This is a genomic window from Luteolibacter sp. Populi (assembly GCF_040801775.1).
Classification (GTDB): domain Bacteria; phylum Verrucomicrobiota; class Verrucomicrobiia; order Verrucomicrobiales; family Akkermansiaceae; genus Haloferula.
The window spans coordinates 3604025-3615790 of record NZ_CP161812.1 but is presented as its reverse complement, the minus strand read 5'-3'; the positions used below and the strand labels follow the sequence as shown (position 1 = coordinate 3615790).

The following is an 11766-nucleotide window of genomic DNA, read 5'->3' as shown; positions in this document are numbered from 1 at the left end:
CCGAATAGGCACCCCCTCACCCCGCCGCCGCCATCCGACGGATGGCCCTACTGGGACCGCCGGGCACCGCCCGGCAGAACGGTCCCCAACAGCCCGCCCCCAAGGACGGCACCACCGGCACCGCCCCGACGGAACAGCCTCTCTCCCATCCGTGTAAATCCGTGGTTCAAATCACCGATCCCCAACCACGGACCAACACCATACAGGCCAACAATCTGCAATAATTACATTTTCAGTGCATAAAACCGCCTTTATGCGCCGTTTCATCCGCATGACCACCCGCTCCTCCTGTCTCCGCGCCACCCTCTTCCTCCTCTTTACCGGCCTCGCCGCCGCCGAACTCAAAACCTGGGACATCCCCATGGGCGGGAATTCCTACCTCACCAAATCCTCCGCCGAGCCATCCGGCCGCGGCCGCCGCGGCGGAGGCAATGGCAATAGCAGCCGCCTCGACAACTCCGACCAAGTCCAGTCCGTCTTCTTCCGGATCGACCGCCCCGGCGAACTCGAACTCTCCCTCAAAACCAAGCCCCCCGCTGGTGAGTCCAAACTCCGTGCCACCATCGCCGGCAAGACCTTCGATGTGGACCTCAAGGGCGGCGAAACCACCGAAGTCCCCCTCGGGAAGGTCACCGCCAAGGAAGCCGGCTACCTCCGGCTCGATCTCCAGGGCCTCAAGAAAAGCGGCGATGCCTTCGCCGAGATCGAAGCCGTCACCGTCAAGGCCCCCGACACTGTCGCGCTCAACTACGTCAAGGATAACGAGGGTAACCGCTTCTACTGGGGCCGCCGTGGCCCCTCCGTCCACCTCGGCTACACCCTCCCGAAGGGCGATCCCGTCGAGTGGTTCTACAACGAAATCACCGTCCCGGAAGGCAGCGATCCCATCGGCTCCTACTTCATGTCGAATGGCTTCGGGGAAGGCTACTTCGGCATGCAGGTGAACTCCGACACGGAGCGCCGCATCCTCTTCTCCGTCTGGAGTCCCTTCACCACCGATAACCCGAAGGAAATCCCGGAAGACCACAAGATCGCCCTCCTCAAGAAGGGCGAGGGCGTCCACGGCGGCGAATTCGGCGGCGAGGGCTCCGGCGGCCAGAGCTACTGGAACTACCCTTGGAAAGCCGGCGAAACCTGCCGCTTCCTCAACCGCGTCCACCCCGATGGCCAAGGCTCCACCGTCTACACCGCTTGGTTCTACCTCCCCGGAAAAAAGGACTGGAAGCTCATCGCCAGCTTCAAGCGCCCCAAGACCGACAAGCACCTGACAGGCGCGCACTCCTTCCTCGAAAACTTCTCCGACCGCAATGGCTACCTCGGCCGCGGTGCCCTCTACGGCAATCAATGGGCCTGCGACGTGAAGGGCCAGTGGCACGAGGTCACCGAAGCCCGTTTCACCGGCGATGACATCGCCAACCGCGGCTTCCGCATGGACCGCTCCGGCGGCTCCAAGGGCAAGGAATTCTTCCTCCGCAACGGCGGCTTCTTCGAAGAACCTGTCAAGCTCAACAGCACCTTCAAGCGCGACTCCACCTCCGCCAAGAAGCCTACCATCGACTTCAAGAAGCTCGAAGGCTACGAAGGCTGAGCCTCTCCGTCCCAACGGGACGACTTATAACAGCCCGCACAAGGTGCCGGGTCAGCTACCGCACAATGACCGCGTCCCATCGGGACGCTCATGCTGGGCGAGTGACGATCGTCCCGGGAGTCTCTTCCTCTCAGATCTTAAATTTCAAATTTCAGATCTCTCCTCCCACCTCCTCCATCGACCCCCATACCCGGTCCGCCATCGAGAAATCCAAACAAGCCGTCGTCCGGTTCGGCACCACCCACACCTTCAGCCCCGCCGCCTTCGCCGACTTCACCCCGTTCAGCGAATCCTCGATCGCCAGGCAGTCCCCCGCCGGCAGCTCCAGCCGCCGCACCGCCTCCAGCCACAAATCCGGTGCCGGCTTGATCCGCGGCGCATCCCCGCGGCACACCACCGTATCGAAGTACGACGCCAGCCGTAGCTTCTCCAGCCACCCGTCCACCCACTGGTGAGAGGAACTCGATACCACCGCCAGCTTCACCCCCGCCGCCTTCAGCTTCTCCAGCAGCGCCACCACCCCCGGCATCGGCCCCGCCTCCTCCAGGTCCCGCCGGATCTCCACCTGCCGCGCCTCGTCCAACTGGTGCCAATCGAAACTCCGCCCGGTCAACTCCTCCAGATGCGTCTTGGGCGACCACGTATCGAAGTCCGAGCCGATGCACTGCGTGTAGATCTCCAGCGGCAGCGGATGGTGATGCGCCAGGAAAGTCCGGTGCCACGCCTCGTAGATCGCCCACTCGGTATCCACCAGGACCCCGTCGAAATCAAAAAGCACCGCGGAAAAACGCATGCGCCCACATGCCGCGGGATCCGCCCCCGGGCAAGCTGAACCTCTCCGATCCCGGAGGGATCGTAGCGCCTCCCTTTCCACCCTCTTCAGCCCCGAAAGGGCGACCGTCGAGGCCGGTCTTATCCAACACGTTTCCGTCTAGCAGACCACCATTGTCCGCTCCACCGGCACGGGATGGGTTTCCACTTGAAGGTGGCTGACATCGTCAGATAGCATAAGACATGAAGCGCATTCCATGGCTGTTATTTCTTTCGCTCGCTACCGGGGCGCGGGCGGAACTGCCGCATGAACTCGAACCTCTCTCGAAACGTCACAAGGAAATGGCGGCGGAAGCGGGCGAAGTGGATGCGGTGAAGCTTATCCAGAAGGAACTGGAGCAACTCGAGAGAGGTACGCTGGCGGCGAGTCTTCCCGAAGCCCCGCCGCGGCGCACATGCCCACCAATCTCCATGGAGATGGCAAGACCATGGGCGATTACAACGGCACGTGGACTCTCCTTCCGCGCGAAGCGAGATAGGACCGACTCTCAAATGGAAGCGATTTCTGAGTGGGCCCATCCAGACCAGACTAGAGCGATACAGCCCCTGAGATAGATCAACATGATGATTCTTAAGACGATTTATCTCAAGATAGGAGACTTGAGGCTGCCTTCGGAGTACACGTATGGCTTCTTGAAAAGAACCAGATCCATGTGCAATTATATAGCGCGTGAAGTTCTTGCCCCCATGAAATTCGAAGCGGATGGGTTTAGCCGGATTTGCATCAATTTCTGCACAGAACCAGAGCAGGAATTTTTCCTTAATAGCTCGAAGGTCGCTTGCGCCTACCTGAAATTTGATCGCCATGGTTATGACGAGTTGCCAACAGACGGGTCGAATCATTTCTATGCTGAAGGGATAAGAACGGGCTTGGCTCAAATGGAAAAATTCACAGCGATACCGAGGGCCGAGATTCTTCAAGGGTTGGAGAAATTCGAAGCTCGGGATTTTACCAATGAATGGATTCACAAACAAAAGGTGTTCAAGATTCCTTCATTGCGAGCGGCTTTGAAGTGCGAGCTTACGCAATCTGACTTCACTTTGAGATTGGAGATTATTAAAGGTGAGGTGGTGATTTTTGATGAGGTGATTTTGAAAACGGATCCTGATGAAGTCGCATTTGGATATCGCTTTAGAGACATTCAAGTAGAAGAGGGGAAATTGGTCGTGACCAGCAAAGTAGGAGGGAATCTCTTCGAGAAATCCCTCAATGAACTGTAGCGGTCCACCCACAGCCTTTTCCGCGAAGACCTGCCGAGCGAACGGCTGGAAATCCACTACACCCCCAAGCATGGCAGTTGGCTCAATGTCGCGGAGATCGAATTGAGCGTGCTGCGGCATGGGAAGCCGACAGGAACAACCGCTCCAGCAAAACCCAATGGCGGTTCACCACCGCCCAAGCTCGAATCAAACTCAAGCGCTTGTATCCGCAACTTTAAATGTCACGGGATACTAGTTGTACGACTGCTCTGGGTCATTCATGAGAAAGGCAATGAAACCCAACGAGGCCGTCTCAAGGAAATCATCGCGACACCAAAGATGCAGTCGCTCGTCCGGCAGCATGATCCGTTTTTGCTGCGGGATCTCGGGTTGGGAGCGAAGCGCTCGGCTAAGGTGAAAGTCACGAACCGGGACCGCCCATGGCATGCCGACACCTATAAGCCTCCGTGCCCTTTCGAACGTCCGGCGAAGATCAAAACGTCACCCGAACCGCCTCTACGCACCCATTGTTCCCCACCTGAAGCGGCGACGTCAACCAGACCAGGCTCCTGGAACAAGTGGAGCCATTTCCACCGGTAGGAGCTGGAGACCGTCACGCGCTTACCGATCGGTGCCGGTGACCATTCTGGGATGTGGCGTTCGCTAAAGATTTATCATCAGCGAGTTCCTTATGTTGCCAATCTGTTGCCGAAATGGCCCTCGGCGAGCCCCCGGATTCTTGCAAGTTACTGCAAATCAACGATGGTCGGGCTGGCGGGATTCGAACCCACGACCCCCTGCCCCCCAGGCAGGTGCGCTACCAGACTGCGCTACAGCCCGTTTACCTCGTATGGTGACGGGGCGAGGAGGGAATCAGGGCAGATCCCGGTTGGCAAGCCCTGAAAATCGTGCATTTTCCGCCCGCGATGGAACGGATCAAGACAGCGATCGTTGGTGCGAGCGGATACACGGGGCAGGAATTGCTGCGCCTGTTGCTCGCGCACCCGAATGTCGAATTGGTGGCCGCGACTTCCCGTCAGGAGGCGGGGAAGCCGCTTTCCGCCGTCTTCCCGCGCTTCCGCAAGCTGCCGGGGGCGGATCTGCCGTTCATGGAGCCGGATCCCGATGCGATCGCGGCGACGGGGGCGAAGGCGGCTTTCCTAGCGCTGCCGCACGGCGTGGCCGCTGAGATCGCACGCGCGCTGCTGCAGCGGGGCCTGAAGGTAATCGACCTGAGCGCGGATTTCCGTTTGCGGGATGCCGCCGTTTACGAGGGGTTCTACGATCATCCGCACAAGGCTCCGGAGCTGCTGGCGCAGGCGGTCTACGGCCTGCCGGAGATCCGGGCGGCGGAGATCGCGAAGGCGGATCTGATCGCCTCGCCGGGGTGTTATCCGACCAGCATCATTCTGCCGCTCATCCCGCTGCTGAAGGCCCGCCTGATCGATCCCGCGACGATCGTGGCGAATTCGATGAGCGGGGTCAGCGGTGCCGGGCGGAAGGCCGATCTCTCCCTGCTTTTCTGCGAGTGCAACGAGAGCGCCCGCGCCTACGGGATCCCGAAGCACCGGCACCTTTCCGAGATCGAGCAGGAGCTGTCGCTGGCGGCGGGGGAGGACGTGGTGATCACTTTCATCCCGCACCTGATCCCGGTGAATTCGGGGATCGCGAGCAGCATCACCGCGAAGCTCCGCCCCGGGGCCGCCGCGGCGGCGGTGGGAGAGGCGTTGGCGGCGGCTTACGCGGATGCGCCCTTCGTCCGCTTGCTTGGCCAGGGCGTATGCGCCGACACGAAAAATGTCACCCGCACCAACTTCATCGACATCGGTTGGGCACATGACGCACGTACCGGGCGGATCATCCTAACTAGCGCCGAGGACAACCTCGGAAAAGGCGCGGGTTCGCAGGCGATTCAGTCATTCAACATCATCTTCGGCCTTGGCGAGACAGCCGGGTTGCAATTGGCGTGAGATTTGTTCAGCGTCCGCATCCCACCCCTGCAAACCCAGCCATGGATTTTCCCGTCACCCGGATCAAAGGCGGCGTCGGAGCGCCGCGCGGTTTCCGCTGCTCCGCGATCTCATGCGGTATCAAGAACCCCGCGGCAGAGCGACTCGACCTCGCCCTGATCTACTCGGAGCACCCGTGCAGCTCGGCGGGCACCTTCACCACCAATCGCGTGAAAGCCGCGCCGGTGAAGCTTTCCCAGGCGCACCTGCGCCTGGGCGACCTGCGCGCCATCATCGCCAATAGCGGGAATGCCAATGCCTGCACCGGCGTCCAGGGGATCCAGGATGCGAAGGTGATGTGCAATGGCGTGGCCAAGCCGCTCGGACTGAAGCGCGCCGAGATCGGGGTCTGCTCGACTGGCGTGATCGGATTGCCGATGCCGATGGTGCGCATCGAGCAGCGCTTCGGCGAACTCGTGGAAGCATTGGATTCCAACAAAGGCGGCGAGGTCGCGAAGGCGATCATCACCAGCGACACCCGCGCGAAGGAGATTGCGATTTCCTTCGACCTGGGCGGCCACCGCGTCCGCATCGGCGGCTGCGTGAAGGGTGCCGGCATGATTTCCCCGAGCATGGCCACCATGCTCTGCTTCATCACCACCGATGCCAATGTGCCGCGCGCCGTCCTGCGCAAGGGGGTGCTGGAAGGCGTGGAAGAAACCTTCAACCGCATCACCATTGATGGCGACATGAGCACCAACGACACGGTGCTGGTGCTGGCCAACGGTCGCTCCGGGATGCCGCCGATCCGCCGCAACAGCTCGCTCTGCCGGCAATTCCGCAGCGCGCTGCGCTGGGTCATGCTGGAGCTGGCGCAGGCGGTGGTGAAGGACGGCGAGCGGGTCACCAAGTTCGTCACCGTGCAGGTTCAGGGCGCGCGCACTTACTCGGATGCCAAGCTGGTGGCGGAGGCGGTCTGCAAGTCCGCGCTGGTGAAGGCCTCGTGGAACGGTGGCGACCCGAATTGGGGCCGCGTGCTGCACGCCGTCGGCTACTCCCGCGCGCGGATCCGCGAGGAACTGGTGGATATCTTCTACGACGGCAAGCCCGCCTGCCTCGGCGGCCTGCAGGCGCCGACGCCGATGGACGAACTGCGCGAGATCGCCGCGAAGCCGGAGTTCGGCATCCGGATCGACCTCAATCAGGGCGAGGTCGACTATGCCATGTACTCCAGCGACCTCTCGCCGGAATACATCGACTTCAACCGCTCCGAGTACGCCTACTGGAAGCAGGCGCGGAAGGACGGGCTGGTCTGAAAGTGCCAAGTAAGAAGGTCCAAGTGGCAATAAAGGCAGAAAGAGGAAGTGAACCCTGATTGCCTTTCTTGGCACTTCGCACTTTTAACTTGGAACTTACAGCTTTGCTCCGCAAAGCTGGTGCCATGACGACCCACGAGGAAGCCGCCGAACAGTTGCGGGTGATCCGCACCATGATGGAGCGCGCGACGATCTTCCGCGCCTTGTCCGGGGAGGCGGCCTTGGTGGGCGGTGCGATGTCGGTGGCGGCAGGCTGGCTTTCCGAGGGCAAGATCGGGATGAAGTGGGGTGGAGTCTGGCTGGTGGGTCTGGCGGTGGTGATCGTGTTCGCGGTGTGGCAATTGTTGAGGCTGTCCAAGGCGAACGAGCGTCCGGTCTGGTCGCATGGCCTGAAGGTGGCCTTGCGCGGCGCGTTACCCCCGCTGATCGCAGGCGGATTCCTGGGCTTGATGGTTCTGAAATACGGTGGACGGGAACCGGGAGCCGTGAAGGCGGAGCTCATGGCGGCCTCGTTCTGGGTCCTCCACTACGGACTCGCCTTGCTGGCGATCCGCGAGTTCGCCCCGCGATCGATGGTCTGGCTCGGCGCTGCCTTCCTGGCCACGGGACTGGCCGGATTCGCCTGCAGCACCTTCATCCAGTCGGCCTTTCCGGTGCTCAATCGCCTCGGTCCTTCCGGCCTGATGGCTGCGACGTTCGGAGGCTTCCACTTGCTCTATGGAGCCGTCATTGTCACCACCACACCGCGCGACGGACCGGGCGCATGATTGATTTTTCCAAGCTCGACAAGACCATCCATGAGAAGGCGCGGCTCGGCATCATGACCTTGCTGGCCTCGCGTGCGAACCCGTGGCCCTTTCAGGACCTCAAGGTCGAGTTGGAGATGAGCGATGGCAACCTGATCACCCACATCCGCACCTTGGAGCAGGCCGGCTATCTCACCGGTGAGAAGTTCACCGGCGATGGCCGCCCGCAGACGCTCTACACGCTCACGGCTGCCGGGCGGAAGGCCTTCGTGGACTATCTGGCGATCCTTGAACAGATCCTCAATCTCGGGAAATGAAGTGCGGGACTTGGAAGGCATGGGTCCGCGCCCTGGCCATCGCGGGGCTCTTGCTGGCATGGCTCGGGATCATCTGCCGCGGGCGGGATAGCTGGGTGGTCCCGGCGGTGATCTACTATGCCACGCCGTGGTTATTGCGGCTGCTTGCCGGTGTTCTTGCCGTGGTCGTGGTGAAGCATTGGGGACTGCGCCTGATGGCCGTGACCTGCATCTTTGTTTCGCTCTTGGAAGGCTGGCATTCCTTCCGCCTCGACCCACCGCCGGCGGTTCCGGCGTCTTCGCTTCAGGCCGCGATCTACAACAGCGGCCGCAGCCTCGAGAGCACGACCGAAGTCTGGCCGGTGCTAGCGGAGACCGATGTCACCGCGATCGTCGAAGCGGGTGAATTCACGCCGGTGAAGTGGCAGGACTTCTCGACCGCGACGGCGGGCATGGAGTGGCAGCGCTTCGGCGGCACCATGCTCGGCGTGCGGGGCAAGATCCTATCCCATGAATCGCTTGGAGTGGAGGATCTCTACCGCTGCTATCGCTGCCGGGTTTCTCTGCCGCAGCACGGCGAGTTCACGGTAGTGGTCGTCGATATCCACTCGCAGCCCTGGCTCCCGCGGGAGAAGTCGATGGCCAGCATCCTCGCTGCGGCGAAGGAGGATCCCAAGGTGATCGTTCTGGGGGACTTCAACACCCCTCCGGAAACCAAGTGGTGCCGCGATTGGCATCCGACACTGACCCTCGCCAACAACGGCTCCCGCCGCGGCTTCCGCGAGACCTGGGCCTACGGCGCGCCGCTGCTGACCTTGGACCAGATCTGGCTGGGGATAGGGTGGAAGGCAGCGTGGACGGAGCACTTGCGGCACGGGTCGGATCACGCGCGGGTGAGGGCGGTGCTGGACTCCACGAACTGATCGTTTCGGCCGCTCGCTCCAAGCGCTTCGTGCAATCTTGCCCTCGGGCGTCCTGTGAGCTAGTGGGGAGAGGGATGAAAGAGAACCGCACCGCGCAGCCATGAAGAACTCAATCCAAGCCATCGTGGCGCTCGTCTTGGCGGCAGCGGCCTCCGGACTGCACGCCGCCACTCCCGAAGAAGAGGCCAAACAATTGGAAGCCGAACTCGCCGCCCTGCCTCCTCAGGAAAAGCGATTCTACGAGCTGGGGGACGCCGCGAAGGAGGCCTTCAAGAAAGGCAAGTTCATCGAGGCGAGAAAGCTGGCGCTCGAACTGGAGCAGCTCACACCGCATTTCAAAGGCAATTGGAACTACGGCAACGCGGTTCAGGACGTGAACCTGGTCCTCGGTCGCCTGGCGCTCCGCGCTGGCGATCTCGACAAGGCCAAGGAACATCTCCTGGCCGCCGGCCGCAGCCCGGGATCACCGCAGATGAATTCCTTCGGCCCGAACATGAGCCTTGCCCAAGACCTGCTCAAGAACGGCGAAAAGGTGACCGTCCTTGAATACTTCAAGCTCTGTCGCGTGTTCTGGAAGTTGGAAGAGGGCAGGCTCGACCAGTGGACGAAGGAGGTCGAGGCCGGGAAGATCCCGGAATTCGGGGGGAATCTGGTTTACTGAGCGGTGGGCGGTTCTTTTTCCAAAGGGCTGGCCGGGAGGGACTCCACATCCGTCTGATGAGCCTTGCCCGTGCCGCAGCCGCCATTTACACCTCGCCCCGCAATGGCCTCGATCAACTCGAACTTCCTTAAGCTCAAAGCCGGTTACCTCTTCCCAGAAATCGCCCGGCGGGTGAAAGCGTTCTCGGACGCGAATCCGGACAACGCACCGCGGATCATCCGCTGCGGGATCGGCGATGTGACCGAGCCGCTGCCGGCTTCGGTGCGCGCGGCGATGCACGATGCGATCGACGAGATGGGCGTGCGCGAGACCTTCAAGGGCTACGGCCCGGAGCAGGGCTACGAGTTCCTGCGCCAGGCGATCGTGGACAACCAGTATGCGAGTCTCGGGATCTCCGCGGACGAGGTCTTCATCTCGGACGGCTCGAAGTGCGACACCGGCAACATCCTCGACATCTTCGGCAAGGGCAACGTGATCGCGATCACCGACCCGGTGTATCCGGTCTACGTCGATACCAACGTGATGGCCGGCAACACCGGTGATTCCGATGCGAACGGTGCCTACGCCGGTCTGGTCTACCTGCCCTGCAATGCGGAGAACGGCTTCGTGGCGGGCCTGCCGGAGGAGCGCGTCGATCTGGTTTACCTGTGCTTCCCGAACAATCCGACCGGAGCGGTCGCCACCCGCGCGCAGCTCGAGGCATGGGTGAAGTATGCGAAGGAGAACGATGCGGTGATCTTTTTCGATGCGGCGTATGAGGCCTTCATCCAGGACCCGACGATCCCGCGTTCGATCTTCGAGATCGAAGGTGCCCGCGACGTGGCGATCGAGTTCCGCTCCTTCTCGAAGAACGGCGGCTTCACCGGCGTGCGCTGCGCGTATGTGGTGATCCCGAAGACCGTGACCGGCAAGGCCGGGGACGGTAGCCGGGTGCCGCTGCACCAGCTCTGGAGCCGCCGTCACAGCACCAAGTTCAACGGGGCCAGCTACCCGGTGCAGAAGGGTGCCGCCGCGGTCTTCTCCGAGCAGGGCAAAGCCGAGATCAAGGCGCTGCTCGAGCACTACATGGGCAATGCCAAGCTGCTGGTGGAAGCCGTGAAGGCGGCCGGCCTGCCGGTCTTCGGCGGTGAGAACGCGCCTTACGTCTGGGTCGGCTGCCCGGCGGGCACCGATTCGTGGGGCATGTTCGACAAGATGCTGGGCGAGGCCCAGGTGGTCATCACCCCTGGTGCCGGCTTCGGCGCGGGAGGGGAGGGCTGGTTCCGGATCTCCGCCTTCAACTCGCGGGCGAATGTCGAGGAGGTCTGCAAGCGCCTCGCGGCCGTGCTGGCCTAACATCACCCGTGAATCCCGACCAAAGCAGCGAAGGAGTTTCGGGGCGGGCGATCCGCGGGCATCTGGATATCCGCTGCGAGATGCGCGGGGACGGGGTGCCTTACCTTTCCCGCCAGTCCTTCCGCGCGCCGATCCACTTGAGCAAGCCTCACCTGGAAGACGGCGTGCTGCTGGTTCATCTCGTCAACCCGACCGCGGGATTCTTCGATGGCGACCGGCTCGACCTGCGGGTCGAAGCGGGGCCTGGGACGCGGCTGGTCCTCAGCACGCCCGGGGCCTCGCGTGTGCACCGGGCGCGCGGTGAAGAACCGGCGGTGTGCTCGCAGCAGCTTGCGGTGGAGGCAGCTGCGTTCATCGAGTGGATCCCCGAACCCTTCATCCCGCAGGCCGGGGCGCGCTATCACCAGCAGACCCGGATCGAGCTAACGGAGGGGGCGGGTCTCTTGTTCTTCGAGTGGATCTCACCTGGCAGGGTGGCGCGGGGCGAAGTCTTCGAGTACGAGAACCTCCGTTGGGAGCTCGATCTTGTCCTCGCCGGCAAGCTGGTGGCCCGCGAGCGCTACACGCTTGAGCCTGCAGGCCACAGTCTTGCCGCCCTGCGCGAGCGCTTTCCCGCCGGGCACTACCTCACGGCCTATGTGGCCGGGATTCCCGCCGGGGCATGGCCGGGTGAAGCGCTGGACGCTCTAACAGACGAGCGGCTCTACCTCGGGCACGGGCCCCTGGCGGAGGGGCTGCATGTCATCCGCGCGCTGTGTGCCGATAGCTTGACGGCGAGATCCTTGATCGGAAAGTTGCGGACCTTGGTTTATGGGGCGATAGGTCAAAAAGTGCCACGCTTAGGTCGCTTAGTCTGAAAACCCCGCTAGAACCGTTATTTTCGGTCAAGTCGGACACGTTTCTTTTTCGCGTGTATCTTGA

Annotated in this window: 11 protein-coding genes, 1 tRNA gene and 1 pseudogene; 11 read left to right on the top strand and 2 right to left on the bottom strand. The window is 62.2% G+C overall.

Annotated elements, in window-relative coordinates:
• Positions 1-253 precede the first annotated feature (253 nt).
• Positions 254-1588, top strand: a complete 1335-nt coding sequence (locus tag ABWK72_RS14770; RefSeq protein ID WP_367870336.1) for a DUF3472 domain-containing protein — start codon at positions 254-256, stop codon at positions 1586-1588.
• Positions 1589-1739: 151 nt separating this feature from the next.
• On the opposite strand, the gene ABWK72_RS14765 is transcribed toward ABWK72_RS14770, so the two are convergent.
• The gene (locus ABWK72_RS14765) at positions 1740-2381 is read right to left on the bottom strand and encodes an HAD family hydrolase (RefSeq protein WP_367870335.1); all 642 of its coding nucleotides are present in this window, start codon (positions 2379-2381) and stop codon (positions 1740-1742) included.
• Between the two features lie 725 nt (positions 2382-3106).
• On the opposite strand from ABWK72_RS14765, the gene ABWK72_RS14760 reads away from it, so the two are divergent.
• Together ABWK72_RS14760 and ABWK72_RS14755 are read left to right on the top strand one after the other, a co-directional pair.
• Positions 3107-3640 carry a hypothetical protein gene (locus tag ABWK72_RS14760; protein ID WP_367870334.1) on the top strand — a complete coding sequence of 178 codons (534 nt, stop codon included), beginning with the start codon at positions 3107-3109 and terminating at the stop codon, positions 3638-3640.
• Between the two features lie 42 nt (positions 3641-3682).
• A pseudogene (locus ABWK72_RS14755) lies at positions 3683-3858 on the top strand (IS630 family transposase); the annotation flags it as partial.
• A gap of 524 nt (positions 3859-4382) precedes the next feature.
• Here ABWK72_RS14755 and ABWK72_RS14750 read toward each other — a convergent pair.
• Positions 4383-4459 (bottom strand) — tRNA-Pro (locus ABWK72_RS14750).
• A gap of 86 nt (positions 4460-4545) precedes the next feature.
• Here ABWK72_RS14750 and argC point away from each other — a divergent pair.
• From argC to ABWK72_RS14710, 8 genes are all read left to right on the top strand, one after another.
• Positions 4546-5589: an N-acetyl-gamma-glutamyl-phosphate reductase gene (argC, locus tag ABWK72_RS14745; protein ID WP_367875347.1), complete on the top strand. Its 1044-nt coding sequence runs from the start codon at positions 4546-4548 to the stop codon at positions 5587-5589.
• A 41-nt stretch (positions 5590-5630) separates the two neighbouring features.
• Positions 5631-6884 carry a bifunctional glutamate N-acetyltransferase/amino-acid acetyltransferase ArgJ gene (gene argJ, locus ABWK72_RS14740; RefSeq protein ID WP_367870333.1) on the top strand — a complete coding sequence of 418 codons (1254 nt, stop codon included), beginning with the start codon at positions 5631-5633 and terminating at the stop codon, positions 6882-6884.
• 125 nt (positions 6885-7009) lie between these two features.
• On the top strand, positions 7010-7651 hold the full coding sequence (locus tag ABWK72_RS14735) for a hypothetical protein (RefSeq protein ID WP_367870332.1): 642 nt from the start codon (positions 7010-7012) through the stop codon (positions 7649-7651).
• Positions 7648-7947, top strand: a complete 300-nt coding sequence (locus ABWK72_RS14730; protein ID WP_367870331.1) for a transcriptional regulator — start codon at positions 7648-7650, stop codon at positions 7945-7947. The genes ABWK72_RS14735 and ABWK72_RS14730 overlap by 4 nt, the downstream gene beginning before the upstream one ends.
• Entirely contained in the window at positions 7944-8849 is a 906-nt protein-coding gene (locus tag ABWK72_RS14725) for an endonuclease/exonuclease/phosphatase family protein (RefSeq protein WP_367870330.1), read from the top strand. Before ABWK72_RS14730 ends, ABWK72_RS14725 begins: the two co-directional genes overlap by 4 nt.
• A gap of 100 nt (positions 8850-8949) precedes the next feature.
• A complete protein-coding gene (locus ABWK72_RS14720; RefSeq protein ID WP_367870329.1) occupies positions 8950-9510 on the top strand; it encodes a hypothetical protein in 561 nt (186 codons plus the stop codon).
• A 102-nt stretch (positions 9511-9612) separates the two neighbouring features.
• On the top strand, positions 9613-10845 hold the full coding sequence (locus ABWK72_RS14715; RefSeq protein WP_367870328.1) for an LL-diaminopimelate aminotransferase: 1233 nt from the start codon (positions 9613-9615) through the stop codon (positions 10843-10845).
• 8 nt (positions 10846-10853) lie between these two features.
• Positions 10854-11702 (top strand): urease accessory protein UreD, encoded by an 849-nt coding sequence (locus tag ABWK72_RS14710; protein ID WP_367870327.1) that lies wholly within the window; start codon positions 10854-10856, stop codon positions 11700-11702.
• The last annotated feature ends 64 nt before the right edge of the window (positions 11703-11766 follow it).